This is a genomic window from Achromobacter spanius, assembly GCF_039673305.1.
Classification (GTDB): domain Bacteria; phylum Pseudomonadota; class Gammaproteobacteria; order Burkholderiales; family Burkholderiaceae_B; genus Achromobacter; species Achromobacter spanius_F.
Genome location: NZ_JBDJLJ010000023.1, coordinates 35699 through 62207 on the forward strand (window position 1 = coordinate 35699; position 26509 = coordinate 62207).

The following is a 26509-nucleotide window of genomic DNA, read 5'->3' on the forward strand; positions in this document are numbered from 1 at the left end:
ACGCGCCGCACCGCAAGATACAAGCCTGAAACGGCCCTGTGCGCACGAGATTGGGGATGCCATGGGTTTGCCCTGGGCATACCAAGGTATGGGCGCCCTGGCACCGTCATGCGCGTGCCCGCAGGCCGCGCCTGCCTGGGCGGCGCGAAGAAAAGGGACGCATGGTTTCGCGGCGCGGCCGGGGCCGCGCGCATAAAAAAAGCCCCTCGGCGTCGAGGGGCCTTTGCGCGGGCGGCGGCGTTTCAAGCGCGCCGGCCGGGGATCACTTCTTGTCTTCCTTGACGCGGTAGACCAGCACGGCGGTGGTGGCCAGCGACAGCACCTTGGCGGTGACGCTGCCCAGCAGCAGGCGCGAGAGGCCGCTGCGGCCGTGGCTGCCGATGAAGATCAGGTCGCAGCCGCTGTCGGTGGCGGCCTGCACGATGCCGTCGGCGACGTTGAAATTCGACACCGCGCGGGCCTCGGCCTTCACGCCGGCCGTGTCGGCGCGGTCAGTGATCTGCTTGAGGTATTTGTCGGCTTGCTCGGCGGAGGCCTTTTCGTAGTCTTCGTCGGTGATGGCGTAGGCCGCGGCCATGCCGTCGAAACCGATCGTGGCCGCGAACGGCTGCGTCACGTAGAGCGCGACGACTTCGGCGCCCACGGAGCGCGCAAAGCAAATGCCGGCGTTGGCGGCTTGCGCCGAGAGCGGGGAACCGTCGGTGGGAATCAGGATCTTCTTGAACATCTTGCCTGCTCCTGTTTGAGAGGAATCTTTATGCTACCGGAAAGCCGCCAGGTTCACATCAACCGAACCGGGTGGGCTTGACGGGCGTCAATGTGGAATCAGCCCAGCTGCTGGGCAGCCGCGAACAGATTGGTGCAGCGGGTGCCCGTGCGGCAGTATGCCAGCACGGGGCCCGGCAGCGTGCGCAGCAGTTCGGCAAAGCGCGCGACGTCGGCGGCGGTCATGGCGCTGCCCACGACGGGCTGGTATTCGATCTGAAGGCCGGCGGCCTGCGCGGCGCGGGACACGTCGGCGGCGGTGGGCTGGTCCGGGCCGCCTTCGAAGTCGGGGCGGTTGATGATGACGCTTTTGTAGCCGGCGGCGGCAACATCGGCCATGTCGTCGGGACCCAGTTGCGGGGCGACGGCAAAGTTCTGGGTCAGAGGCTTGATGGGTGCGGACATGACGGTTCCTTCAATGGCTTCAACGAGATAGCTGCATATTATTGATTGTAGGAGCCGTTTTGCGCGAAGAGTTTTTCCAATTCGCTCCAGATGCCCCGGTGGTCCGCGATGGATACCGAGAACCGCAGCATGGTCGACGGCGCCTGCGAGGGCGAGAACAGCGTGCCCGGCGCCAGCAGCATGCCGCGGTCGGCGGCGGCGCGGGCCAGCACCTCGGAATCGCGCCCGCAATCAGCCCAGACGAACATGCCCGCGTGCGGTTCGTGGGGCACCGTCAGTCCCAGCTTCAGCAGCCCCTTCATGCAGCGTTGGCGGGCGTCGTCGACGCGCAGGCGCACACGCTCGATGTGGCGGCGGTACTGCCCTTCGATGAGCACCCGGTGGATGACGCGTTCGCCGAGTTCGGGTGAGGTCAGGCCGGCCAGCATTTTCAGGTCGGCCAGCTTCTGCAGGATGTCGGGATTGGCGGCCACGTAGCCCACGCGCAGGCTGGCCGCCAGCATCTTGGAATAGCCGCTGACGAAGATGACGCGATTCAGGCGGTCGAGCGCGGCCAGCTTGATCGCGCCGCCCGGATGCAGCTCGCCATAGGTGTCGTCCTCGACCACCATGAAGTCGTGGCGTTCGGCGATGCGCAGGATGCCGTAGGCCGCCCCCGCCGACAGCGTGTGGCCGGTGGGGTTGTGGACCGCGCCGTTGATGATGAAGAGCTTGGGCTTGTGCTGCGCGGCCAGCTTTTCCAGCAGGTCGATGTCGGGGCCGTCCGGCCCGCGCGGCACGCCGATCAGGCGGGCGCCGAAAGCGGCCAGCCGGCCGAAGATGACGAACCATGCGGGGTCCTCGACCAGCACGGTATCGCCCGGCTTGACCAGATGCCGGGCAATGAGGTCCAGGCCGTGGGTCACGCCGTTGGTCGTCAGCAGGTTGAGTTCGGGATGCGCGGGCACCCCTTCGTTCTGCAGGGACGCGGCGATCTGCTGGCGCAGCGGCGCGAAGCCCTGGGGATGGCCGTAGCTGACCAGGTTGGCGCGCACCGAGCGGCCCACTGCCCGCACGGCGCCCGCCACCATTTCCGGATCCAGCCAATCGGCCGGCAGCAGGCCGGCCCCGCCCGGCATGCCCGGCGCATGGGATTCGCGGAACATGCTGCGCAGCAGCCAGGCGATGTCCACGCGGGCCGGCGGGACCAGTGTGCTGGGCGCGGCGGCGGCCACCGCCGTCAGCGGGCCGCTGCGCGCGCGCACGAAAAACCCGGCGCCGCGGCGCGACTGGACCAGTCCGCGCGCCACCAGGCGGTCGTAGGCCTCGACCACGGTGAAGCGGCTGACGCCCGACTGTTCGGCCATCTTGCGGATGGACGGCAACCGGGTGCCGGGGCGCAAGCCCTGCTCGTCGATGCGGCGGGCCAGGCCGTCGGCCAGTTGCGCCACCAGGGTGGCATCGGCCTGGCGCACGGGCTGCCAGGGCATGGAAGAGGGGGAAGGCGGAGCAACTGTCATGGAGATTTGACCAGGCCAGTGATTAAAGTGACATGCCGATGTGTACCGGTACTGTACTGAAGACTATGCGTAGAGTGACAGCAATACGCCAAGCCTGCAACCGCGGGCCGCCGCCGATCCCGACATTCCGCGCCCATGCCATGAACCGCCCCCTGCTTTACCCGACCCCGCCGGCCAGCCCGGCCGTCCCTTCTTCCGTATGGGAAGGCTACGGCTACGGATTCCTGGGTGTACTGGTGTTTTCGCTGACTTTGCCGATGACCCGGCTGGCGGTGGCCGAACTGGCGCCCCTGCTGGTGGGCCTGGGGCGCGCGCTGATCGCCGCCGTGCCCGCGATCGCCCTGCTGTGGCTGACCCGCAGCCGCCGGCCGAACCGCCAGGAATGGCCTGGCGTCATCCTGGCCGCCGTGGGCATCGTCGTGGGCTGGCCGCTGGCGTCGTCCCTGGCGATGCAGACCGTGCCGTCGTCGCAGGGCGCGGTGTTCAACGGCCTGCTGCCGCTGTCGACCGCGGCCTTTGCCGCCCTGCGCAGCGGCGAACGCCCCTCGCCCGCCTTTTGGGGCTGGGCCGTCGTGGGCGCCGCGCTGGTCACGGCCTACGCCTTGCGCCAGGGCCAGGGCGTGCTGACGGCCGGCTATCTCTGGCTGCTGGTGGCCGTGGTGCTGGGCGGCCTGGGCTACGCCGAGGGCGCGCGGGCCTCGCGCACGCTGGGCGGCTGGCGCACAATATGCTGGGCGCTGGCGATCAGCGCGCCCGTGGTGGCCGCCCCCGTGGGCTGGATGGCCGCGCAGCAGGCCCACTGGCCCGGCGCGACCGTGCTGGCCGCCTGCGCCTACCTGGCGTTCGGCTCGATGTTCCTGGGTTTCTTCGCCTGGTACCGCGGCCTGGCCGCGGGCGGAATCGCCCGGGTGGGACAAGTGCAATTGCTGCAACCCTTCCTGACTGTCGTGGCCGCCGCATTGCTGTTTGGCGAATCCGTGGAGCCGGCGACGTTCGTGTTCGCCGCCGCCGTGATTGCCGTGATTGCCGGCGGACGCCGCGCCATCGTGAGGACTTCGAAATGAGCCTGTTTCCCGCCAACTGGACCGAGGTCCCTCTCGCTTCCCTGTCGCTGCTCGGCCCCCTGGCGCTGTTCGCCCTGGTCAGCTCCATCACGCCGGGGCCGAACAACGTGATGCTGGCCTCGTCCGGCCTGAATTTCGGTTTCCGCCGCAGCCTGCCGCACCTGCTGGGCGTGAACCTGGGCTTCAGCCTGATGATCTTCCTGGTGGGCATCGGCCTGGGATCGGTCTTCCAGCAGACGCCCGCGCTGTACACCGTGCTGAAGTACGCAGGCGCCGCCTATCTGCTGTACCTGGCCTGGAAGATCGCGAACTCGGGTCCCCTGGAAGAAGGCGAAGCGCGCGGCAAGCCCTTCACCTTCCTGCAGGCGGCCGCGTTCCAGTGGGTCAATCCCAAGGCCTGGGTCATGGCCGTGGGGGTGGTGGCGACCTACACGCCGCAGAACGGCTTTTTTGCGAACCTGGTGATCGCCACCCTTGTCTGCGGCATCATCAACCTGCCCAGCATCGGCATCTGGGTGACCTTCGGCACGGCGCTGCGGCGCGTGCTGCACAAGCCCGCCGCGATCCGCGCGTTCAACATCGGCATGGCGCTGCTGCTGGTGGCGTCCCTGTATCCGGTCGCCCTGGAACTGCTGCACTGACGCCGAGTCAGGCCAGCAGGCCGACCACCACCGCCGGCGTCACCAGCACATTGAAGAGGCCCGCCATCACCATGACCAGGCCCGCGACCGCGCCCTCTTCGGCCGCTAACTCGCGGGCCTTGGCCGTGCCAGCCCCATGCGCGCCCATGCCGAACAGCGCGCCGCGCGCCAGCGCCGACCGCAGCGGCAGCCAGCGGCACATGAGCTGGCCGATGGCCGCGCCGAATACCCCCGTGACGATCACGAATACCGCCGTCAGATCCGGCACGCCGCCGACATGGGACGACACCGCCACGGCGAAGGGCGTGGCCACCGAACGGGGCAGCAGGCTCAGCCGCAGGTCCGGCGGCAGGTCCAGCAGGCTGCCCAGCATCCAGGCGCTGGCGGCCGCGATGCCGCTGCCCACGGCCACGCCCGCCGCCAGCACGGGCCAGTAGCGGCGGATCAGCGCCCGCTGCTCGTACAGCGGCAGGGCGAACGCCACGATGACCGGACCCAGCATGGCCATCAGCCAGTGCGAACCCGACATATAGTCCCGGTAGCCAGTGTGCAGCAGGATGGCCAGCGTCAGCAGCAGCGCGGGCGCAACGACCAGTGTCGAGCTCCACCAATAGGCGTAGCGGCGATAGAAGAGGCGCGCGCAGACATAGGCCAGCACGGTCGCGGCCGGCCAGAACAGCAGGTTGAATTCAAGCGGCATGGCGGTTCATCCAGCGATAGCAGAGATCGATGGTCAGCGCCGTGCCGGCCATGACGAGCGCCGTTCCCAGCAGGATGACGGCCAGCAGCTTTACCCCCAGCAGGCCCAGGAATTCGCGGTGGTCCAGCAGCGACATGACCGCGGGCACGAAGAACAGCAGCATTTCACCCAGCAGCCAGCTCGCGCCCCGCCGCACATTGCGGATCCGCAGCCGCCGCGTCGCCAGCAGGACCAGCACGAGCGCCATGCCGATGACGCCGCCCGGCACGGGCAGGCCGCAGGCTTGCGCCAGCGCCTGGCCCAGCAAGGAAAACAGGACGATCAGGGCGATCTGCAGCAAACGGCTGCGGCGCAGGGTGCTGCGCAGGATGACAAGGGGACGAGAGCGGGGCATGAGACAAATTCCAGCGGCAAGCAGATGTTTTACGCCCGGCGAAGCTATAGATAAAATGAATTCGATGAATTCGCCCTATTCCTTTGAGGCATAGTCATGGAATTACGCCCCCTGCGCGCCCTGGTCGAAGTCGTCCGCCAGGGCGGATTCTCCCAGGCCGCCAAAGTCATCTACGCCACCCAGCCCACGGTCAGCAAGGCCGTGCGGCAGCTGGAGGACGAGCTGGGCATGCCCTTGCTGGACCGCCATGCCCAGCCCATGCAGCTGACCGCGGCAGGCGAGATCGTCTACCGCCGCGCGCTGGCCATGTTGGCGGAACGCGACGATCTGCTTGCCGAACTGGACGACCTGAAAGGCCTGAAGCGGGGTGTGCTGCGCCTGGGCCTGCCGCCGCTCGGCAGCAGTTCCCTGTTCGCGCCGATGTTTGCGCGCTTTCGCAGCCGCTATCCGCGCATCGAGATCAGCCTGGTGGAGCATGGCAGCCGGCGGCTGGAAGAAATGGTGATGGCCGGCGAAATCGAACTGGCGGCTTCGCTGCGGCCGGTGCCCGACAACTTCGAGTGGCAGCCGGTGGCGCGCGAACCGCTGGTGGCGCTGATGCCCGCCGATCATCCGCAGGCGCGCGCGGAATCGGTGAGCCTGCACGATTTGCGCGACTCGCCCTTCATTCTGTTCGAGACGGGCTTCGCCCTGAACCGGATCCTCCACGACGCCTGCCAGCGCGCCGGGTTTACGCCAGCCATCGCCGCGCGCAGCGGCCAGATCGACTTCATCGTGGCGCTGGTGGCCGCCGGGCTGGGCGTGGCCTTCCTGCCGCGGATCAAGGCCAACGAGGAACTGCACGCGGGCGTGGCGCGTGTGCCCCTGCGCGACGCGGGGACGGATTGGGAGATGGTCCTGGTGTGGCGCCGCGGCGGCTATCTGTCGCATGCCGCGCAAGCCTGGCTTGCCCTGACCCGCGAAGTCCACCCGGCCGCGGCCTGACGCCCTGCTGGGCCGGGCCGTCCGGCCGGGGTATGCTGATGCCGGAACCCAACCCGCCTGAACGGGTCAGACTTTTCATGCCCGCCCTGCCCCGACTCTCCGCCCGCCGACTGTTCGTCGCCGCCCTGATCGCCGCCTCCGGCGTGGTGGGCTGCAGCCAGCTCGACTCCTGGCAGCGCCAAACCATCTTCTCTCCCCAGTCCGAACCGCAGACCTGGTGGCGCGAACCCGCCGCCGGCACCGAGGTCTACGACCTTGCGCTGGCCAACGGCGACAAGGTGCGCGCCTGGTACCTGCAAAGCCCCAAGTCCGGCGCGCCCACGGTGCTGTACCTGCATGGCGCGCGCTGGAACCTGAACGGCAGCGCGTTCCGCATCGACGGCTGGACCCGCATGGGCTATTCGGTGCTGGCGATCGACTACCGGGGCTTTGGCGCGTCCACGCCCCGGCTGCCGTCCGAGGAAAGCGCGCTGGAAGACGCCATGGCGGGACTCAAGGAACTGGCGCGGCTGCAGCCCGATCCGGCGCGCCGCTTCGTGTACGGCCACAGCCTGGGCGGGGCCATCGCCATCGACCTGGCCTCGCGCCCCGAACAGCCGGACTTCGCGGGCCTGATCGTGGAGTCCAGCTTTACCAGCATCGGCGCGATGCTCTCCACGCTGCGCTGGGGCAAGGTGCCCGGCGCCAGCCTGCTGGTCACGCAGCCGTTCGCGTCGGTGGACAAGCTGGCGCAGATGCACACGCCGATGCTGTTCATGCACGGCACCGCCGACCGCGTCGTGCCGCACACAATGAGCGACGAACTCTTTGCCGCCGCACGCAACGTGGCGCCGGACCTGAAACGGCTGGTCAAGATAGAAGGCGCCTCGCATTCGGGCGCCTTCCGCAGCGGCACGCAGTACGAAACCGCGGTGAAGACCTTCATGCAGGACGCCGGGAAGGCCTACCAGCGCACGAAGGGCTAGGGTGCCTTCGCAATGAAAAACCGCGGGCGCTAGGCCTGCGCCGCCGCGGCGCCGGCGCGGCGCGACAGCCACTTCATCACGTGGGGACGGGCACGGTCGTAGCCCAGGTTGTAGAAGAAGGCATACGGCAGGTAGAACAGCACCAGCGCGATGTCCAGCACGAAGGCCTGCCACAGGCTGATGCTGAGCCACCATGCGGCCAGCGGGATCACGATGAGGATCAGGCCCAGCTCGAAGCCGAAGGCGTGCATCACCCGCACCCGGAAGTTGCGGGTCCAGCCGTAGCGGTTTTCCAGGCGATCGAAGCCGGCGTTGTAGATCATGTTCCAGACCAGGGCGATCCAGGCGATCACCGCGGTCAGCACGCCCATTTCAAACAGGGACTTGCCCATGGCCCAGGCCGCGACCGGCGCGCACAGGCCGATGGCGAGGATTTCGAACAAAAAGGCGTGGAGGAATCGTTCCTTGAGGGTTTTCTTGGCTTGCGTCATGACCCACCTGAGGTCGGTTGCTACAGAGTGACGCTATTTTCCGCGACATTTCCGGTACGATAAAGATAGTATCCATCGGAAAAACCGATATTCCAGCCCCCTATGCGCCATTCCCTCGAATCCCTCGCCGCCTTTGCCCAGGTCGCCTCGGAAGGCTCTTTTTCCGCCGCCGCCCGCAAGCTGGGAAAGAGCCAGTCCACCATCAGCGAGACGATCGCCAACCTCGAGGTGGACCTGAATGTCTCGCTGTTCGACCGCAGCCAGCGCCAGCCCGCGCTTACCGAGGCCGGGCAGGTCCTGTTGGGACTGGCCTTGCAGGTGCTGGCCGCCAACGACCGCCTGAACCGCAGCGCCAGCCAGCTGTCCGAAGGGCTGGAACCCCGGCTCACCGTCGTGCTGTCCGACACGTTCCAATCCCGGACCTTCGAAGCCATGCTCAGCCAGATCGACCAGCGCTACCCGGCGCTGCGCTTCGAGTGCCTGATCGCCGAATACGAGGACGTGGTGGCGCTGGTGCAGCAGGGCCGCGCGCATCTGGGATTGATGGCCGCGCAGGAAAGCTACCCGCCCGATGTGGCGCATGCCACCCTGGCCGAAGTGTCCGAAATCGCGCTCTGCGTGGGACGCACCCATCCGCTGGCCAGCCTGCCCTCCGTCACGTCCGATCACCTGGCGTCGCAACGGGAACTGCGGCTGAGCACCTACGAACTGGACGACAAGGAAACGGCGCCCGCGCATTCGACCTGGTCGGCCCCCGGCTACCTGATGCTGCTGGAAATGGCGAGCCTGGGATTTGGCTGGACTGAACTGCCGCGCTGGATGATCCAGCGCTTCGGACGCGACCAGCTGGTGGAACTGAAGGCCCCGGGCTGGCCCCGGCACATCCGGGTGGATGCGGTCTGGTCCACGCGCCGGGCGCTGGGGCCGGCAGGCGCCTGGCTGCTGCAGAGCCTGACGCAGCCCTAGCGCGCTAGCGCGGCGCCGCCGGCAAGCGCGAGATCCGCACCCCGTTGGCGCCGAGCCAGTCTCCCAGCTTGGGACTGGCCAGCACCTCGAATTCGGCGCGCCGCTGGCGCGCCATGGCGCTGCCCTCCGCACTGCCCAGCGCGGGATGGCACATGACCAGATCGCAGTCGCGCGCGTTGAACAGCCAGTTCTGCAGCAGGCTGGCATAGCGCCGCTTGCCGCCGTCGAAGGCATACACGCCCAGCAGCCGGCGGTTGGTCCGCAAGCCGTTCGAGCGAGCCTCACGCGCCAGCGCGGCGGCGCCCAACGCGCCGATGACGCGGGCCTTGAACGCTTCCTTCAGCGGAATGCCGCACTGCATGCCGGGCGCCGTCTGGCGCAGCCAGGGCGAGTTCGGCCCGTACCGCTGCGCAAGCAGCGCCAGCAGGCGCTTGCGGATGCCCGGCAGTTGATGCACATGCTGGTGCCCGTCGACGTAGTCCGGCGCGCGGCCGAACGCGGCTTCGAAGGCGTCGAACTGCCTGGCCAGGTGCGCATCGATCCACGCCGCATCCAGCAGGCCGGCGTACGCCTTCAGGATCAGCGCGCCCAGCGACGGCATCGGCGCGGCGTCCTGGCCCAGCGCTTCCGTGAAATTCACGTGCAGCCCGATATCCGCGTCCAGCGCCGCCAGCCGGGGCGCATTGGCGGCAAACGTCGGTCCCAGCGCAAGGCAGCTCACGGCGCTGACGCGCCCCATGCCGGCCAGGGCGATCATGCCTTCGTCGATGTCGGCATTCATGCCAAAATCATCCCCGCAGACCACAACGCGCTTGCTCATCGCTTCACCTCGACATTCCAGTTCATCACATCCAACATGCGTACGCTGCTCCGGCAAATCAGCCTTTTCGTCGCCGTCGGCTGTGCCGCGGCGGCCACGCATTGGGCTGTCGCCGTGGGCTGCGTCGAAGCCTTCCGCGCTCCCCCGCTGGCCGCCAACCTTGTAGGCTGGCTCGCGGCTTTCGTGGTGTCCTTCAGCGGCCACTACCGGCTTACCTTCCGCCATTCGCCCATACCCTGGACCATAGCGGTCCGTCGTTTCTTTCTCATTTCAGCGGCCGGCTTCGCGATCAACGAAGCCGCCTACGCCTGGCTGCTGCACGCCACGGACATCCCCTACGACACGCTGCTGGCCCTGATCCTGATCGGACTGGCCTTCGCCACGTTCATTGCGAGCCGGCTGTGGGCGTTCCGCCACAGACCCGCTGCCTGAGGGCCGCATTCACGTCCACCCGCCACATCGCATTGCGGGCGCTCGTCGCCGTGGGCGCAAGGCCCTGCAGCGGCGCATAGGCTGCGCCGTCCGCGTGGTTGCCCCAGACCCAAAAGCGCGCGCCTTGCGGCGCCGCGCACAGGCGGGCATTGAACGCTTGCGCGCTGACCAGCACCTGCCGGCCCGTGGCCGGATCGAACTTCGCGGCGTCGTAGAGTTCCTTGCGCCAGTTGTCCCGCACCGGCACCTCGGGGTTGAGCCAGTCGTCCACCACCCAGGTCGGACGCGGCGCCCGCGCATAAAGCGCGAGGTCGAATGGATACGTGTGCAGCGCGACGAAGGTGTCTTGCGGCCTGGCCTGCTCCCGCACGACCTTGGCCAGCGGCGCCGCGCTGCCGCGCGTGTTGGTGGCGGCCACGCCCACGGCGATGACGCAGACGCCGGCCGCCAACGCGGCGCTGATGCGAACCAGCCGGGGCGTGACAGCCTCGGGGCCGGCGCGCCACGCCGCCAGGATGACCTCGGCCAGCAGGAAGGCCAGGGGCGCCAGCGCGGGCAGCACGTAGCCGATCAGCTTGGAATGCGGCACCGAAAAGAACACCACCACGACCGCGAACCAGACACCGGCCAGCCGCCGCAGGGATCGCGCCGGACCGGCGGCCCAGAAGGCGCGATGCAGGATGCCGCCGCCCCACAGCGACCACGGCAGGCTCAGTCCCGCCAGCACCGGCAGGTAGAACCAGAAGGGCTGGGCGTTGTTGAAGCCGCCCGCGGCAAAGCGCTGGAAGTGCTGGTAGACAAAGAAGTAGTCGTAAAAGCCCGGATAGCGCTGCTGCATCAGCACGAACCACGGCGCCGCGACCGCCACGAACACCAGCAGCGCCGGCGGCCAAAGCAGCACGGCCATGCCGCGCCAGCGCCGCTCCCAGGCCAGCCAGGCCAGCAGGATGGCGCCCGGCAGCACCAGGCCGATCAGCCCCTTGGCCAGGACCGCCAGCGCGGCCAGCGCCGCAGCCGCCACGGACATCCACCGCCAGGCCTGGCCGCTTTCGGCGCGCAGCGCCGTTTCCGTGGCTGCCAGCACGCACAGCGTGATCAGCCCGGCCACCAGCATGTCCAGGTTGGCGAACTGCGCGCCGCCGTAGAAGAACGGCATGGTGGCCAGGATCAGCACGGCCAGGCTGGCGGCCGCGGCGTCGCGATGGCGACGCACGAACGCATACAGCGCGGCGGCGGCTCCCCACGCGGCCAGCCAGGACGGCACCCGGGCCGCCCAGGGATGCACCCCGAACACCGAGAACGACAGCTCGGTCAGCCAGTAATAGAGCGGCGGCTTGTGGAAATACGGCATGCCGTCCAGCAGCGGCACCGCGTGGGAGCCGCTGCGCAGCATGTCCCAGGCCACGCCTGCATAGCGGCCTTCATCGGGCAGGGTCAGCGGCCGTATCCAGGCCAGCCAGGCCAGCCAGATGCCGACAGCCAGCAACAGCCGTCCTGCCGGCGGGGTCCATTCGGAGCGCGCCGGGATTTTGGAGCCTGCCATGGTCAGCCCTGCGCCTTGCCGGCCGGCCGGCCACGGCGCCGCCGTACGACGAACAGGGGCCGGCCCTTGACCTCGTCGAAGATCCGCGCCACGTACTCGCCCACCACGCCCAGCGAAATCATGTTGACGCCCGCGAAGAACAACACCGCGGTGACGATGGTGGTCCATCCGGACACCGCGTTGCCGGACACCAGGTAGTCGCCCACGAGGAATACCGCATACGCCAGCGCCAGGACGGCGAACGCCACCCCGACCAGGCTGACCAGGCGCAGCGGCCAGGTCGTGAAGGCCGTCAGGCCGTCCAGCGCCAGCCGGAAGAGGCGCAGCCCGCTGTAGCGGCTGCCGCCGTGCAGGCGCTCGTCGGGCGTGTAGGGCAAGGCCTCGCCCTTGAATCCGACCCAGGCGTACAGGCCTTTCATGAAGCGCGTGCGCTCGGGCAAGGCGATCAGCGCGTCGACCACGCCCCTGTCCATCAGGCGGAAGTCGCCGGCATGGGCCGGCACGTCCACGCCGCGCGCGCTGCTGAGCAGCTTGTAGAACCAGCGCGCGCCCGACCGCTTGAGCCAGGATTCGTCGTCGCGGCTTTCGCGCACGGCGTAGACCATTTCCGCGCCGGCGGCCCAGCGCGCCAGCATCTGTTCGATGAGCGCGGGCGGATGCTGCAGGTCGGCGTCCAGGCAGATCACCACATTGCCGCTGGCGGCTTCCAGCCCGGCGCTGAGCGCGGCTTCCTTGCCGAAATTGCGCGACAGCTGCACGTGGCGAAAGCCGTCGTGCTCGGTCCATTCCGCCATCAGCGCGTCGGTGCCGTCCGTGCTGCCGTCGTCGGCCACGATGATCTCCCAGCTGGTGCACAGCGCGGCCAGCCGGTTGCGCAGCATGGGCAGCAGCACGCGCAGGTTTTCGCATTCGTTCAGGCACGGGATGACGCAGGTCACGCGCGTGTCGTACGGCACGCTCGCGGCGGGCGCGGGCCACACCGATCTCAGGGGCAGGGATTTGGGCAGTGGGGGCTGCGGCAGCGGATCGGACCGGAATTGGATTTGCATGATGCGAGGAAAAGCGGTGCGCGGAACTCGATGCATCGCAGTATGCGGAGGGCCTCGTCGAATTTTCATGAAATGGCCCGGAACGCCGGCGCGCAGGGGCCGCCCGGTAAAATGGCGCTCAATTCCCTGTGACCGCAGGTCGTCATGCAATACCAAGTCCGCCCCATGCTGCCCGGCGACGTGGACGCCATCCTCGATGCCCAGGCCCTGGCCTATCCCGAGTTCCTGCTGGAAAGCGCCGGTTTCTTCCTGAACCGCCTCGCGCTTGCGCAGCCCTATTGCTGGGTCGCGCAGCCGGAAACGGGTGAACACCTGCTGGGTTACCTGGTCTCCTACCCCTGGGACGCCGGCCTGCCGCCGGCCCTGGACGTGCCGCTGGACGCCCTGCCGCCCGCCGCCGACCACTGGTTCCTGCACGACTGCGCGGTCGTGCCCTCGGCCCAGGGCCTGGGCGTGGGCCGGGCCCTGGTGGGCGCCGCCGCCGGACACGCGATGGCCGACGGCTGCCGGCGCGCCAGCCTGGTATCCCTGGCGTCGGCGGCAAGCTACTGGCTGCGGCTGGGCTACGCGCCTGTCGCGGCCCAGGGTGGCGATCTGGCCGCGAAGCTGGCGGGCTATGGCGCGGGCGCCCGTTACATGTCGCGCGCCTTCCCCCTCTGAGCAACCTCGCCGGCTGGTGGCGCCCCTGCCCCCTGCCCATGTACAGCGGCGCGGCACCAGCCGTAAGATAGGTTCGCAGTCCGCGAGCGATGCGGCAGCAACGGTTCGAATACCCCGATCTGGCCCTTAGCGGCGCCCCTGCGGGCGCGAAGGTTCATATGCTCTCCCTTTCGCCCGTTCAATCCTTTCTCGCTTGCTGCCTGGTGCTCGTCATCGGGCGCGTACTGACCACGCGGATCGGCATCCTGGCGCGCTACAGCATTCCCGATCCGATCGTGGGCGGCCTGCTGTTCGCCGTGCTGGCCTACATGCTCTCGACCTGGGGAGGCGTCTCCGTCTCGCTGGAAACCAGCGTCAAGCCCACGTTGCTGCTGCTGTTCTTCGGCTGCATCGGACTGACCGCGAACCTGAAGCTGCTGGCCAAGGGCGGCCCCCGACTGATTGCCTTCCTGCTGGCGCTGGTGCCGTTCCTGGTGCTGCAGAACGCGGTCGGCCTGGGCATGGCGTGGCTGCTGGACATGCACCCGCTGATGGGCCTGCTGGGCGGCACGATCACGCTGGTGGGCGGCCACGGAACGGGCGCGGCCTACGCGTCGCGCTTTGCCGACATCAACAACATCCAGGACGTGATGGCGCTGGCGATGACGGCGGCCACGCTGGGCCTGGTGCTGGGCGGCGTCGTGGGCGGCCCGGTCGCGGAATGGATCATGCGGCGCAACAAGGTGTCCGGCAGCCTGGATCATGCCGCCGGCGAAGGCCACCAGGCGGCGGACTTGAACGAAGACCACCCGCCTCCCACCGCCGGCACCTTCATCTTCTCCCTGACCGCGGCGTTTGTCTGCCTGGTCGTGGGCGGCGTCGTGGCGGCCCTGGTCGAGGATGCGCCAGTCAGCCTGCCCAACTTCCTGTGGTGCCTGGCCACCGGCGTGGTGATCCGCAACGCGGGCCCGCTCGTGGGCATCAGGCTGGATGACCGCGCCACCGACATCATCGGCACGATTTCGCTGTCGCTCTTTTTGGGCATGACGATGATGACGCTGGACCTGTCCAGCGTGGCCCGCCTGGCCGGGCCGCTGGCCCTGATGCTGGCGGTGCAGACGCTGGCCTGCGCCGTTTACGCCGCCTGGGTGGTGTTCCGGCTGCTCAAGAAGGACTACGAAGCCGCGATCATGTCCGCCGCCTTCTGCGGCTTTGCGCTGGGTGCGACCGCCACCGCCATCGCCAACATGCAGGCGCTCGCGCGCCGCCACGGGCCGGCGCCCGAGGCCTTCATCGTGGTGCCGGTCACGGGGGCCTTCCTGGTCGACATCCTCAACGTCATTGTCCTGAGTTCCCTCATTCCCTTGCCGTTCGTGGGAGGGATGTAGCCATGTTCAAAAGACTGCTTCTTCTTGCGCTGTGCCTGATGCTGGCCGCCTGCGGCCGGGCGCCCGACGCCGACGTCCTGCGCGCCGACGTCGGACACAGCCTGAGCGCCACCTATGGTCCGGACCTGTTCCGCATCGCCGACCTCAGGCGCATGGGATCGGCCTCGGACAGCACCGCCCCGGCGGGTGAAACCCGGCGCGTGGTCTATTACGACGTGGAACTGGAACTGGCCCGCGACATTTCGCTGGGCGCCTGGGACCAGCCCGGCGCGGCCTCGCTGGTGACGCTGCTGGGCGCCGGCCCGCGCAGCATCAGCGGCGTGAAATCCGGCGGCAACCAGGCGGGAGACCGTATCGTCGCGCACGCCAGCGCCATCTACCGGCAGGAAGACGGCGCCTGGAAGCTGGTGACGCCCGCGGGCTTCAAGGCCGCCGAGGCGCCGTCGCTGGACACGGGCGCCCCACCAACCGTGACGCGCCAGTTGCTCGACACGCTGGACCAGATCACGCATTCGGTTTCCTACAGCGCTTCCAGCACGGCGCAGCACGTGGTGCAGCAGGAACTGGAACGCTCGGTGGCCCGCATCAACGGCCGGCTGTCACGGCTGCAGCAGGGCTATCCGCTGGCCGGCGGCCCGGACCGCGGCGAGTACCTGGCCTTTGCCCGTGCGCTGAGCGACGTGGCGCGCGCGCGGCAGGTCCGGGTGTCGCCCCTGATCACGGGCGGCGGCGCGGACAATATCGCGCTGCTGCGCAGCGGCGCGGCCGTGGTGGCGCTGGCCCAGGCCGACACGGCGCGCATGGCCTATGAGGGCAAGGGTCCGTTCGCGGAACAGGGACCGTTTTCCGGCCTGCGCGCCCTCGGCAGCCTCTACCCGGAAATGGTCCACATCGTCGTACGCGACGATCCCGCGCTGCGCGGCGTGCGCGACCTGAAAGGCAAGACGATCGCGCTCGGGCCGGAAGGATCGGCGGTGCGCGCCACGCTGGAAACGGTGCTGGCGGCGCACGGCCTGCAGTCCGGCCGCGACTACATGGTGGCGGACACACCGTTCGTGGCGGCGCTGCCGGCGTTGCGCGCCGGCACCGTGGACGCCGCCGCCCAGGTGATCGGGGTGCCGGCCACCCCGCTGCGCGACGCGCTGGCCCAGGCGCAGTTGAAACTGCTGCCGCTGGACCCGGCCGCCATCAAGGCCCTGACCTCGGAGAACAGCGTGCTCATGCCGCTGGACATCGCCGCGGGCACCTATCCCAACCAGCCGGAACGGATTCCCACCGTTGGCATGGCGGCGCTGATGCTCACCACGACCGACCTGACCCGCGACGAGGCGCTGGTGGTCGTGCGCGCCGTGTATCAGACGGGCCAGGACCTGCTGGCCGCCGGGTCGGCGCAGGGTTCGCAGGTGTCGGTGGCCACCGCCCGGCTCGGCCTGAGCGTGCCGCTGCACGACGGCGCGGAGGAAGGCATCGCGGCGCTGGAGCACGGCAAACCGCGCTGAGCCCGGTTGCGCTTATGATGGCGCTCCCTATCAGGAATTCCGATGAATAAATTCGATCTCCAAAAGAACCAGGCCCTCAAGCTGGCCGGCCAGCTCAAGCAGTCAGCCACGCCCGACCGCTTCGGCGCCGCCTCGCAGGCGCCCGACCGCCGCGAACAGCGCAAGCTGGACCAGGCCGCCGGCCTGGTCCCCTTCCCGCTCAAGCTCTCGCAGGCGCAGGCCGACAAGCTGCGCGCAGCAGCCGCCGAACGCGGCGTGTCGACCAACGACATCGTGGCCGAAGCACTGCAGAAAGCGCTGGGCGCCTGAGCGCAATGCACATCTGGGTCGACGCGGACGCCTGCCCCGCGGTCATCAAGGACATCCTTTTCCGCGCCGCGCAGCGCTGGCAGGTGCCCCTGACGCTGGTCGCCAACCAGGCGCTGTACACCCCGCCGTCGCCGCTGATCCGCGCCGTGCAGGTGCCGCGCGGCTTCGACGTGGCCGATGCGCACATCGCCGAACGCGCGAACATCGGCGACCTGGTCATCACCGGCGATATTCCGCTGGCCGCGCAGGTGCTGGAAAAAGGCGCAATGGCGCTCAATCCCCGCGGCGAACGCTATTCGCCGGAGACTATCCGCGAGCGGCTGGCCGTGCGGGACATGATGGAAGAGCTGCGCGCAAGCGGCGTGGATACGGGCGGCCCGCCGTCATTCAGCCAGGCCGACCGCAAGGCGTTCGCGAACCAGCTCGACACCCTGCTGTCCCGGGCGGCCCGGCAACAGGCGCAGAACGGCTGAATCCGGCGGCGCATGCCGCCGGCGGACTTCAGTAGAAGGTGATGTAGGCCTTGTACAGGATGGCGCCGATGGCGGTGACAAGGCCCAGGCCCATCAGTGCCATGCCAAGATTCCGGTCGCGAAACCCGAAACCGATCAGCATGAGCGCCACGCCGGTGACGATGATGATGAGCATGGTGTTGGTGTGCGGGCCCATATTCTTCTCCTGTTGCCGATGGGTGTGCCAATCGGCGTTGCCAAACGCCCGGCGATGAATCCGCCGGGGATTAACCGGGAGATCGACCGCCGCCTTTATTCATTGCTTTTTTATCGCTTTGACCAATGATAGACAGGCATCGTACGGGTTTGGCGCAACCAGCTAAAGCGGGCTTGCGGCAAATCAGGAGATTAATGAATAGCCCCGCGGCGGGCAAGGCAATGGGGTTTGCATTGGGTTTCGCGTTGGTATTTGCACATCGCGCTACACATCGCACGCATACGCCCCAGCCCAAAACAAAAAAGCCAACCGATGAAGGTTGGCTTTTTGCTTTCTGCCCTGACTTTTCGTCTTGATCGCAATACTTGAACCGCTGGCGGCGCATTGCTTTCCGGGGCTCTTCAAAGGCTGGAAAGCCTTAAGAAGGGTCTTTGGTGGGTAGTACTGGGTTCGAACCAGTGACCCCTGCCGTGTGAAGGCAGTGCTCTACCACTGAGCTAACCACCCCAAAGAAGCGAAATAATAGCACGTTTTTTTAAACGTGTGCAAGTCGTCCGGGAATCGTTCAGGCGGCGACAGGCGCGTCCATCTTGCGCCACACGCATTCGCCGTTCACGGCCTTGTCCAGGGCGCCCAGGTAGGCTTCGTGTTCGGCCAGTTCGTCCGCGCTGGCCTGCAACACGGGCAGCCCCGAGGCGTCGAACTTCGCCAGCACGACGCCGTTGCTGCCCGCACCGGCGCTGTCGTCCACGTCGATCAGCAGCGCATCCTGGCCGCGCGTCATGGCCAGCCAGACTTCCGCCAGCAATTGCGAGTCGAGCAATGCGCCGTGCAGGGTCCGGTGGGCGTTGGAAATGCCGAAGCGGTCGCACAGGGCGTCCAGGGAATTGCGCTTGCCGGGGAACAGCGAACGGGCGTGCAGCAGCGAGTCGGTGACGGTCTCGCAGTAGTCGTTGATGGGGCCGCGGCCGGTCTTGGCGAGTTCGGCGTTGAAGAACTTCACGTCGAACGCGGCGTTGTGCGCGATCAGTTCGGCGCCCTGGATGAACTTGACGAATTCGTCCGCGACTTCCGAGAAACGCGGCTTGTCCGACAGGAATTCCGTGGTCAGGCCGTGCACGGCCAGCGCCTCGGGGTCGCTGTCGCGGTCCGGGTTCAGGTAGATGTGCAGGTTGTTGCCGGTGGACATCCGGTTGACGAGCTCCACGCAGCCGATTTCGACGATGCGATGGCCCTGGGCAGGGTCCAGTCCGGTGGTTTCCGTGTCAAAGATGATCTGGCGCATAACTATTCCGACGCTTCTATTCCGACGCTTGGGGCTGCGAAGCCGGCGGCGTGGGCGCGTGGTGCGCTTCGCTGCCGGACTTCTTGCGTGCGGTGGCAATCAGCGTGTAGGCCACCGGCACGACGAACAAGGTCAGTAGTGTACCCAGCATCAGCCCGCCGACCAGGACCCAGCCGATCTGCTGGCGCGATTCCGCCCCCGCGCCGGTCGACAGCGCCAGGGGCACGGTGCCCAGCACCATGGCGCCCGTCGTCATCAGGATGGGGCGCAGGCGCAGCACACTGGCCTCGATGACGGCATCGAACAGTTCCCTGCCCTCGTCGCGCAGCTGGTTCGTGAACTCCACGATCAGGATGCCGTGCTTGGTGATCAGCCCCACCAGCGTGATCAGGCCGATCTGGCTGTAGATGGACAGCGTGCCGCCCGTCAGCCACAGGGCCAGCAGCGCGCCCGTCATGGACAGCGGCACCGACAGCATGATGATGAACGGATTGCGCCAGCTTTCGAACTGCGCGGCCAGCACCAGGTAGATGAAGGCCAGCGCCATGGCGAAGACCAGGTAGATGCTGCCCGACGAATCCCGGAACTCGCGCGACTGGCCGTCCAGGTCCGTCACGATCGTGTTGGGCAGGACTTCGCGCGCCACCTGGTGCATGTGGGTCAGGACCTCGCCCAGCGCGTAGCCCGGCGCCACGGCGGCGTCGATCTTCACGGCCCGCAGGCGGTTGAAGTGGTTCAGCGACTGCGGCGACACGCCTTCGTGGACGCCGAGCAGGTTGTCCAGCTGGACCATGCTGCCGTCGCGCGCCCGCACGTAGATGCCGGAGATGTCGGTGGGATTGGCGCGGTCGCGCGGCGTCACCTGCACGATCACGTCGTACTGCTCGCCCTCGTCCTTGTAGCGGGTGACCTGGCGCCCGCCCAGCATGGATTCGAGCGTGCGGCCCACGGTGTCCACATTGGCGCCCACGTCGGCCATCTTGTCGCGGTCCACGCGCACCCGCAGTTCGGGCGTGTTCAGGCGCAGGTCGGTGTCCAGGTTCTGCAGCCCCGGATACTTGCGCAGTTCGGCCAGGAAGATTTCGGTCAGGCGCGACAGCTCTTCGTACGAGGCCTGGCTCATGATGATGAATTCCACCGGCTTGGAACGGGCGGACTGGCCCAGCGACGGCGGATTGGTCGGGAAGGCGCGCACGCCGGGCAGCGACGCGAACTGCGGCTGCAGCTGCTGCGTGATGGCCTGCTGCTTGCGCTCGCGCTGTTCCCACGGCTTCAGGCGCAGGATCGCGGTGCCGTCCGTGACCGTCGGAAAGCCCACCGTGACCTGGCTGCCGCTGGCTTCGGGGATGTCGGCGTAGAACTTCTCGATGCCCAGCATGCTGTCCAGCGTGTAGTTCAGGGTCGCGCCTTCCGGCGAATTGACGATGCCGAAGACCACGCCCCGGTCCTCGACGGGCGCCAGCTCGCTCTTGACCACCTTGAACAGCACGCCGCTGCCCGCGGCCACGGCCAGGCCGATCACGACCACCACCCAGCGATGCCGCAGCGACGCGCCCAGCATGCGGCGGTAGCCGTTGCTCATGCCGTTCAGCCAGCCTTCGATCAGGTTGTACCAGCGGCTGTGGCTGCTCTGGTGCCGCAGCAGCACGGAACACATCATGGGCGTGAGCGTCAGCGCCACGAAGCCCGAGACCAGCACGGCGCCCGCCAGCGCCAGGGCGAATTCGATGAACAGCCGCCCGGTGCGGCCCGTGGCGAACGCAAGCGGCGCATACACGGTGACCAGCGTCATGGTCATGGCGACCACCGCGAAGCCGATTTCCTTCGAGCCGCGCAGCGCCGCTTCCTTGCGCGGCATGCCGTCCTCGATGTGCCGGTAGATGTTCTCCAGGACCACGATGGCGTCGTCCACCACCAGGCCGATCGCCAGCACCATGGCCAGCAGCGTCAGCGTGTTGATGGAGAAACCGAACAGATACATCAGCGCGCAGGCGCCCACCAGCGACACCGGGATGGTGACGATGGGGATGATGCTGGCGCGCAGGTTGCGCAGGAAGAAGAAGATCACCAGCACCACCAGCACGATAGCTTCGCCGATGGTGTGGAACACGGAATCGATGGAGCGCTCGATGAACACCGACGAGTCGTACGCGATGTTCAGCTTCATGCCGGCCGGCAGGGTTTCGTTCAGCCGTTCGACTTCCTGGCGCGCCGCCTTGGAGAGTTCAAGCGGGTTGGCCGTGGACTGGCGCGTGACGCCGATATTGATGGCAGGCTTGCCGTTGAAGCGCGACAGCACCCGGTCGTTGGCCGCCGCGATCTCGACCTTGGCCACGTCGCGCAGCCGCACCGGATAGCCCTTCACGTTGGCGACGATCACGTCCTCGAACTGGGCGGGCGTCTGCAGGTCGGTCGCCGACACCACCGAAAATTCGCGCGCGCGCGATTCGATGCGGCCGGCGGGGATTTCCACGTTCTGGCTGCGCAGCGCGGCCTCGACGTCCTGCACGGTCAGACCATAGGCGGCCAGCTTGTCGCGGTCGACATAGATGCGCATGGACGGCAGGCGTTCGCCGAAAACCCGGACCTCTGCCGCCCCCGGCAGCACCGACAGGCGGGTCTTGATGTAGCGGTTGATGTAGTCGGACGTCTGGATCGCCGAATACGACCCCGACTCCACGGCGATATAGATGATGGGCTGGGAGTCCGCCTCGACCTTGCCGATGATGGGCTCGTCGATCTCATCCGGCAGGAAGCGCCGGGCGCGCGAGACCTTATCGCGGACCTCGGCCGCCGCGGCGTCCGGGTTGCGCGACAGGTTGAACTTGATGTTGATGAGGCTGCGCTCGGAACGGCTGCGCGACGTCATCACGTCCACGCCCTCGATGCCGGCCAGTTGGTCTTCCAGCGGCTTGGTCACCTGGGACTCGATCACCTCGGGCGATGCGCCCTTATAGGTGGTGTCCACCGACACGATGGGCTCGTCGATCTTGGGATATTCGCGCACGGTCAGGCGCGAATAAGAGATCAGGCCGATCAGCACGATGATCAGCGACAGGACGGACGCAAACACCGGCCGCTTGATGCAGGTTTCCGAGATACGCATGGCGCTATCGCTGAATAGGTAGAGTGGCCGGCGTCACTGGCCGTTGCCCACGATGGTCACGGACGCGCCGTCCGTCACGCGCTGCAGGCCCGACACCACCAGCTTGTCGTTCACGGCCACGCCGGTCAGGATTTCGACGCGGCCTTCGCGGCGCTCGCCGATTGTCACCTCGCGCCGTTGCGCGACGCCGTTCTCGACCCGGTAAACGTACTGCGTTTCGCCCGACGGCGATAGCGCGGCTTCAGGTGCGACCAGCGCCTTGTCCTGGTTGAACAGCAACTGCACCCGGGCGAACATGCCCGGCCGCAGCACCCCATCCTGGTTGGCGACGGTGGCGCGCAGCAGGATGGACCGGCCGCCCGCGTCGATCAGCGGACTCACGGCGTAGACCACCCCCTTGCGTTCCTGGCCCGGCAACGCGTCCAGCCGCAGCGTCAGCTGCTGGCCCACGCCCACCTTGCTCAGATACATTTCCGGCACGCGGAAGTCCACCTTGAGCGGATCGATCGCCTCGAGCGGCGCCAGGTCCTGCCCCTGGTTGACGTAGTCGCCCACCGACACGCTGCGCAGTCCGACGATGCCCGCGAACGGCGCCGAAATGGTCATCTTGTCCAGCCGGGCCTGCGCCAGCGCGACGGCGGCCTCCTGCACCTTCAGCGTGCTGGCGGATTCGTCGCGCGCCTGCTGGCTGACGAAGCCCTTGCCCTGGAGTTCGACGGCGCGACGGTAATGGCTTTGCGCCAGCGTGAGGTTGGCGCGCGCCTGGGCCAGTTCCGCGCGCGGCACGGAATCGTCCAGGCGGATCAGCGACTGGCCCTGCTTGACGGGCTGGCCTTCCTTGAATTCGATGGCCTGGATGCGCCCGGCGACCTCGGGCCGGAGCACGACGGATTCATCGGAACGCAGGCTGCCCACCGCCGACAGGCCGCGGGCAAACGGAATTTCCTGGACCTGGGCAACGGCCACCCGGGCGGGGGCCGCGGGCGCGGCGGCAGGTTTGGCGGAGGCCGGGGCGGGCGTGGAGGCGGGCGCGAGCCAGCGCGGCACGAAAACGCCGAGCGCGGCCCCCGCGGCCAACCCTGCCGCGACAGCGGCCAGCAGTACAGCTTTTTTCATGCACGGATGTGGCGGTATTGCGGCGCGGGCCCGGCATGCCACACTCGGACGACGCCGCAGGAACTGGAAGGAGGGTTGGCACTTTAGCACCCGAATTTACATACTGGAACAATCCAGTAGCCGGATGAAAGAACTAAATCCGCCCCTTGGGGCGGATTCGAGGGTATATCCGGATGCCGTCAGGCGCGCCTGGCGGCTTCCACGCCCATGTTGGCCAGCTGGTCGGCCCGTTCGTTGCCCGGATCGCCGGCGTGGCCGCGGACCCACTTCCAGCCGACCTGGTGGCGCCGCACCTGTTCGTCCAGCGCCTGCCAGAGTTCGGCGTTCTTCACCGGTTTCTTGTCGGCCGTCATCCAGCCGCGCCGCTTCCAGTTGGCCAGCCATTCGGTCATGCCCTTCATGACGTACTGGGAATCGGTGTGGACGGTGACGACGCAGGGACGCTTGAGCGCGCGCAGCCCTTCGATGACGGCCAGCAGCTCCATCCGGTTGTTGGTGGTCTGGAGTTCGCCGCCATGCAGCGTTTTCTCGTGGGCGCCGGCGCGCATCAGCACGCCCCAGCCGCCCGGACCCGGATTGCCCTTGCAGGCGCCGTCGGTCCACATTTCCACTTTCTGCTCGTTCGGTTTGTTGTCCTGCATGGTGCCGCTTGATGTTCCTTGTTCGTGCAATGTGATGCGGGCCCGGCCGCTCAGGAGCGGTCGAAGCCGTCGTCCGCCTGGCGGTTGACCACCACGGAAGCGGCGCGCGCGCGCTTGGGTTTGGTTTTCCAGGCAGGCCCGATGATACGCATGCCGGTGACGCGCTTGACGGCCGACACCATATAGACGGCGCCGCCCAGGCTCCACCAGCGGGCGCCGGCCGATTCCAGGAAGCTCCAGCGCTGCAGCCATTTTTCGCTGCGGCAGGCGGGCGCGTAGCAGCCGAACTGGCTTTCGTCGACCTCCAGGGACAGCAGCTTGAACCAGTCTTTCAGACGCGCCAGCGATACCTGGGACGACGGCGGCTGGGGCAGCCACGGCTCCATGCCGGGCATCCGGGTGCGCGCGCCCCACATGCTCCAGGGATTGAAGCCCGAAATCACGACCCGGCCCTCGGGCACCAGCACGCGCTCGACTTCGCGCAGCACGTTATGGGGCTGGGACGTGCATTCGAACGCGTGGGGCAGGATCAGCAGGTCCACGCTCTGGGATTCGAACGGCAGGGCATCGGGCTGGGCGACGACCACCCGGGACTGCCAGCCGGCCATGCTTTCGGGCATCGGGGTCTCGGTGCCCACGTACCCTTTGAACGGCATGCGGTTGGCCCGGAGCAGATTCACGTCGGCCAGCCCGACCTGCCAGGCGTAATATCCGAAGACATCCGCCACTGCCGCGTCGAACTGCGCCCGCTCCCAGGCCAGGGCGTACTGGCCCGGCGGAGTCTGGAACCATTCGGCCAGTTCTACAATCGGCGGAGTATCTTCTGCCATTTTTTTCCTTCGAGTCCCATGCAAGCCTTGACCGCCCCCGCAGGCGGCCGCGAACGCAACGCCGCGGTCTTGCCTTTGCCAGCATTCTCCGACAACTACATCTGGGCCATCGTGCGCGACGGCCAGGCGGCTGTGGTGGACCCCGGCGAGGCCGGCCCGGTGCTGCGGTTTCTTGAGCAGCAAGGCTTGAGGCTGCGCGCCATTCTACTCACGCACCACCATGGCGACCATGTGGGCGGCGTTCCCGAATTGTCACGCATCGAGGGCATCACCGTATATGGTCCCGCGCATGAACGCCTGCCGCGCTGCGACGTGCCGCTGTCCGAGGGCGACCGCGTGACGCTGCCCGAACTGGACCTGGACCTGGCCGTGCTGGACGTGCCGGGCCACACCGCCGGGCACATTGCGTACGTGGGCCGGGCGGCCGGCCTCGAGCCGGTCCTGTTCTGCGGCGACACCCTGTTCGCCGGCGGCTGTGGCCGCCTTTTCGAAGGCACTCCCGCGCAAATGCATGATTCCTTGGGAAAATTTTCTGTTTTACCTGCCGATACAAAGGTTTTTTGCGCGCACGAGTACACTCTAGCGAACCTGCGCTGGGCCTTGGCGGTAGAACCGGCCAACCGCAGCCTGCAAGAGTGGAACCTGCGGGCCCAGCAATTACGCGCGGACGGAATACCCACGCTTCCTTCGACCATCGGGCAGGAACGCGCGACCAATCCGTTCCTGCGCACGCAGCAGCCCGACGTCGTCCAGGCCGCCGCAAACCGGGCCGGACGCAGCCAGCATACGCCGGTAGAGGTCTTTGCCTCCCTTCGTGAATGGAAGAACGATTTCAAGTGACAACCTGATGAATCTATCCCGACTCCTTCTGCCGCTCATGCTGGCAGTCCTCGCCGGTTGCGCAGGAACCAAAGCCCCCGATAGCAAGAACCTCACCACCAATTCCCAAGGGCGTTACATCGCCCGGGACACGTCCAGAACGGTTGACCTGACCAACCCGCCCGCCGACGCCTGGGACCGCATCCGCCGCGGTTTCGCCATCCCCAACCTGAACACCGACCTCTCGCAGCAGTGGACCGACTACTACGCGTCCCACCCCGAGGCGGTGCAGCGCATGGCCGAGCGCGCCGGGAAATACCTGTATTTCATCGTCGACGAGATCAACCGCCGCGGCCTGCCGACCGAACTGGCGCTGCTGCCCTTCGTGGAAAGCGCGTACAACCCGACCGCCCTGTCGCGTGCGCAGGCCTCGGGCCTGTGGCAGTTCGTGCCGGCCACCGGCCAGCACTTCAACCTGAAGCAGGACTGGTGGCGCGATGAACGCCGCGATCCCATCGCCTCGACCAACGCGGCGCTGGACTACCTGGAAAAGTTGTTTGAAATGCAGGGCGACTGGTACCTGGCCCTGGCCTCGTACAACTGGGGCGAAGGCTCCGTGCAGCGCGCCATGGCCAAGAACGAAGCGGCCGGCCAGAACACCGACTACCTGTCGCTGAACATGCCGGACGAGACCCGCAACTACGTTCCGAAGCTGCAGGCCATCAAGAACATCATCGCCGACCCGCAGAAATACGCGGTGGCGCTGCCGCCCGTGGGCAACACGCCCTACTTCGTGACGGTGCAAAAGAACAGCGACATCGACCTGGAAATCGCCGCCAAGCTGGCCGAAATGCCGCTCGACGAGTTCAAGGCGCTGAATCCTTCGTTCAACCGTCCCGTCATCCGCGGCGACCACGGCCCCACCCTGCTGCTGCCGGCCGACCGCGTCGAAATCTTCAACGCCAACCTGACCAACTACAAGGGCGACCTCTCCGCCTGGAAGGTCTACCACTCGCGCCGCGGCGAGTCCTACGCCGCCATCGCCAAGCGCTTTGGCGTGTCTGAGGCCTCCCTGCGCGAGACCAACGACATCAGCCGGCGCCAGAAATCGGCCAACGGCCAGGCGCTGCTGGTGCCGGGCGAACCCGGCACGGGCGGCGTCCAGCTCGCTTCGCTGGCGCCCCCGGTCGGCGCCCTGGATTCCGCGCCGCAGGACAACAAGGCTGCCGCCCCGCGCGGCCGCGCCGCGCAGGCGCCCGCCGCCCGCGTCTCCAGCGCCCGACCCAACGTCCGCAGCCACAAGGTCCGCCAGGGCGACACCCTGTTCTCGCTGGCCAAGCAGTACGGCACCACGGTCGACGCGCTGCGCGCACTGAACAATCTGAAGGGCAGCGCCCTGAAGATCGGCACCCAGCTGCGCGTGCCGGGCACCAACGCCCGCGGCTGACCGCCGCACCGGACGACGCGGCGCCCCTGACCGGCGCCGCGCT

At 67.7% G+C, this 26509-nt stretch carries 28 protein-coding genes and 1 tRNA gene; 13 read left to right on the forward strand and 16 right to left on the reverse strand.

The window, feature by feature from the left end:
• Positions 1-262: 262 nt before the first annotated feature.
• From ABE485_RS18345 to ABE485_RS18355, 3 genes are all read right to left on the reverse strand, one after another.
• Positions 263-727: a universal stress protein gene (locus ABE485_RS18345; protein ID WP_346516698.1), complete on the reverse strand. Its 465-nt coding sequence runs from the start codon at positions 725-727 to the stop codon at positions 263-265.
• Between the two features lie 98 nt (positions 728-825).
• Positions 826-1170 (reverse strand): TIGR01244 family sulfur transferase, encoded by a 345-nt coding sequence (locus tag ABE485_RS18350; RefSeq protein ID WP_346516699.1) that lies wholly within the window; start codon positions 1168-1170, stop codon positions 826-828.
• A 38-nt stretch (positions 1171-1208) separates the two neighbouring features.
• Positions 1209-2669 carry a PLP-dependent aminotransferase family protein gene (locus tag ABE485_RS18355; protein ID WP_346516700.1) on the reverse strand — a complete coding sequence of 487 codons (1461 nt, stop codon included), beginning with the start codon at positions 2667-2669 and terminating at the stop codon, positions 1209-1211.
• A gap of 140 nt (positions 2670-2809) precedes the next feature.
• Between ABE485_RS18355 and ABE485_RS18360 the strand changes: the two genes are divergently transcribed.
• Positions 2810-3733 (forward strand): DMT family transporter, encoded by a 924-nt coding sequence (locus tag ABE485_RS18360; RefSeq protein ID WP_346516701.1) that lies wholly within the window; start codon positions 2810-2812, stop codon positions 3731-3733.
• On the forward strand, positions 3730-4374 hold the full coding sequence (locus ABE485_RS18365) for a LysE family translocator (RefSeq protein WP_346516702.1): 645 nt from the start codon (positions 3730-3732) through the stop codon (positions 4372-4374). The genes ABE485_RS18360 and ABE485_RS18365 overlap by 4 nt, the downstream gene beginning before the upstream one ends.
• A gap of 7 nt (positions 4375-4381) precedes the next feature.
• Here the strand turns inward: ABE485_RS18365 and ABE485_RS18370 are convergent, their stop codons facing one another.
• Positions 4382-5074, reverse strand: a complete 693-nt coding sequence (locus ABE485_RS18370; protein ID WP_346516703.1) for an LrgB family protein — start codon at positions 5072-5074, stop codon at positions 4382-4384.
• Positions 5064-5468 carry a CidA/LrgA family protein gene (locus tag ABE485_RS18375; protein ID WP_346516704.1) on the reverse strand — a complete coding sequence of 135 codons (405 nt, stop codon included), beginning with the start codon at positions 5466-5468 and terminating at the stop codon, positions 5064-5066. Before ABE485_RS18375 ends, ABE485_RS18370 begins: the two co-directional genes overlap by 11 nt.
• Before the next feature lie 96 nt (positions 5469-5564).
• On the opposite strand from ABE485_RS18375, the gene ABE485_RS18380 reads away from it, so the two are divergent.
• Positions 5565-6452, forward strand: a complete 888-nt coding sequence (locus ABE485_RS18380) for a LysR family transcriptional regulator (protein ID WP_346516705.1) — start codon at positions 5565-5567, stop codon at positions 6450-6452.
• Between the two features lie 77 nt (positions 6453-6529).
• Complete coding sequence (locus tag ABE485_RS18385; RefSeq protein WP_346516706.1) at positions 6530-7417, forward strand: alpha/beta hydrolase; 888 nt, start codon at positions 6530-6532, stop codon at positions 7415-7417.
• A gap of 29 nt (positions 7418-7446) precedes the next feature.
• Here ABE485_RS18385 and ABE485_RS18390 read toward each other — a convergent pair whose 3' ends face one another.
• Entirely contained in the window at positions 7447-7908 is a 462-nt protein-coding gene (locus ABE485_RS18390; RefSeq protein WP_346516707.1) for a multidrug/biocide efflux PACE transporter, read from the reverse strand.
• A gap of 102 nt (positions 7909-8010) precedes the next feature.
• Between ABE485_RS18390 and ABE485_RS18395 the strand changes: the two genes are divergently transcribed.
• A complete protein-coding gene (locus ABE485_RS18395) occupies positions 8011-8874 on the forward strand; it encodes a LysR family transcriptional regulator (RefSeq protein ID WP_346516708.1) in 864 nt (287 codons plus the stop codon).
• Between the two features lie 4 nt (positions 8875-8878).
• On the opposite strand, the gene ABE485_RS18400 is transcribed toward ABE485_RS18395, so the two are convergent.
• A complete protein-coding gene (locus ABE485_RS18400) occupies positions 8879-9694 on the reverse strand; it encodes a ChbG/HpnK family deacetylase (protein ID WP_346516709.1) in 816 nt (271 codons plus the stop codon).
• 36 nt (positions 9695-9730) lie between these two features.
• Between ABE485_RS18400 and ABE485_RS18405 the strand changes: the two genes are divergently transcribed.
• A complete protein-coding gene (locus tag ABE485_RS18405) occupies positions 9731-10126 on the forward strand; it encodes a GtrA family protein (RefSeq protein ID WP_346516710.1) in 396 nt (131 codons plus the stop codon).
• Here ABE485_RS18405 and ABE485_RS18410 read toward each other — a convergent pair.
• A complete protein-coding gene (locus ABE485_RS18410) occupies positions 10080-11669 on the reverse strand; it encodes an ArnT family glycosyltransferase (protein ID WP_346516711.1) in 1590 nt (529 codons plus the stop codon). The genes ABE485_RS18405 and ABE485_RS18410 overlap by 47 nt on opposite strands.
• A gap of 2 nt (positions 11670-11671) precedes the next feature.
• Entirely contained in the window at positions 11672-12718 is a 1047-nt protein-coding gene (locus ABE485_RS18415) for a glycosyltransferase family 2 protein (protein WP_346516712.1), read from the reverse strand.
• A 165-nt stretch (positions 12719-12883) separates the two neighbouring features.
• Between ABE485_RS18415 and ABE485_RS18420 the strand changes: the two genes are divergently transcribed.
• The 5 genes from ABE485_RS18420 (at position 12884) to ABE485_RS18440 (ending at position 17026) form a co-directional block, all read left to right on the forward strand.
• On the forward strand, positions 12884-13378 hold the full coding sequence (locus ABE485_RS18420; protein WP_346516735.1) for a GNAT family N-acetyltransferase: 495 nt from the start codon (positions 12884-12886) through the stop codon (positions 13376-13378).
• Positions 13379-13536: 158 nt separating this feature from the next.
• Positions 13537-14745, forward strand: a complete 1209-nt coding sequence (gene gltS, locus ABE485_RS18425) for a sodium/glutamate symporter (RefSeq protein WP_346516713.1) — start codon at positions 13537-13539, stop codon at positions 14743-14745.
• A 2-nt stretch (positions 14746-14747) separates the two neighbouring features.
• Positions 14748-16244, forward strand: a complete 1497-nt coding sequence (locus ABE485_RS18430) for a TAXI family TRAP transporter solute-binding subunit (RefSeq protein WP_346516714.1) — start codon at positions 14748-14750, stop codon at positions 16242-16244.
• 42 nt (positions 16245-16286) lie between these two features.
• Positions 16287-16553, forward strand: a complete 267-nt coding sequence (locus tag ABE485_RS18435) for a hypothetical protein (RefSeq protein ID WP_346516715.1) — start codon at positions 16287-16289, stop codon at positions 16551-16553.
• Between the two features lie 5 nt (positions 16554-16558).
• Positions 16559-17026, forward strand: a complete 468-nt coding sequence (locus tag ABE485_RS18440; RefSeq protein WP_346516716.1) for a YaiI/YqxD family protein — start codon at positions 16559-16561, stop codon at positions 17024-17026.
• A 28-nt stretch (positions 17027-17054) separates the two neighbouring features.
• Here ABE485_RS18440 and ABE485_RS18445 read toward each other — a convergent pair whose 3' ends face one another.
• The 7 genes from ABE485_RS18445 to ABE485_RS18475 all read right to left on the reverse strand — a co-directional run bounded on the left by ABE485_RS18445 (position 17055) and on the right by ABE485_RS18475 (position 24200).
• Positions 17055-17222: a hypothetical protein gene (locus ABE485_RS18445; RefSeq protein WP_313625202.1), complete on the reverse strand. Its 168-nt coding sequence runs from the start codon at positions 17220-17222 to the stop codon at positions 17055-17057.
• A 432-nt stretch (positions 17223-17654) separates the two neighbouring features.
• Positions 17655-17729 (reverse strand) — tRNA-Val (locus tag ABE485_RS18450).
• A gap of 58 nt (positions 17730-17787) precedes the next feature.
• Entirely contained in the window at positions 17788-18507 is a 720-nt protein-coding gene (gene dnaQ / locus ABE485_RS18455; protein ID WP_346516717.1) for a DNA polymerase III subunit epsilon, read from the reverse strand.
• Between the two features lie 16 nt (positions 18508-18523).
• Positions 18524-21613 carry an efflux RND transporter permease subunit gene (locus ABE485_RS18460; protein ID WP_346516718.1) on the reverse strand — a complete coding sequence of 1030 codons (3090 nt, stop codon included), beginning with the start codon at positions 21611-21613 and terminating at the stop codon, positions 18524-18526.
• Positions 21614-21646: 33 nt separating this feature from the next.
• Positions 21647-22729, reverse strand: a complete 1083-nt coding sequence (locus tag ABE485_RS18465) for an efflux RND transporter periplasmic adaptor subunit (RefSeq protein WP_346516719.1) — start codon at positions 22727-22729, stop codon at positions 21647-21649.
• A gap of 179 nt (positions 22730-22908) precedes the next feature.
• Positions 22909-23370 carry a ribonuclease HI gene (gene rnhA, locus ABE485_RS18470; RefSeq protein WP_346516720.1) on the reverse strand — a complete coding sequence of 154 codons (462 nt, stop codon included), beginning with the start codon at positions 23368-23370 and terminating at the stop codon, positions 22909-22911.
• Between the two features lie 50 nt (positions 23371-23420).
• Positions 23421-24200 (reverse strand): class I SAM-dependent methyltransferase, encoded by a 780-nt coding sequence (locus ABE485_RS18475; protein ID WP_346516721.1) that lies wholly within the window; start codon positions 24198-24200, stop codon positions 23421-23423.
• Between the two features lie 18 nt (positions 24201-24218).
• Between ABE485_RS18475 and gloB the strand changes: the two genes are divergently transcribed.
• Both gloB and ABE485_RS18485 read left to right on the forward strand, forming a co-directional pair.
• Positions 24219-25040, forward strand: coding sequence for a hydroxyacylglutathione hydrolase (gloB, locus tag ABE485_RS18480; RefSeq protein WP_346516722.1), 822 nt, complete (start codon positions 24219-24221; stop codon positions 25038-25040).
• A 7-nt stretch (positions 25041-25047) separates the two neighbouring features.
• Positions 25048-26466: a transglycosylase SLT domain-containing protein gene (locus ABE485_RS18485; RefSeq protein WP_346516723.1), complete on the forward strand. Its 1419-nt coding sequence runs from the start codon at positions 25048-25050 to the stop codon at positions 26464-26466.
• Positions 26467-26509 lie beyond the last annotated feature (43 nt).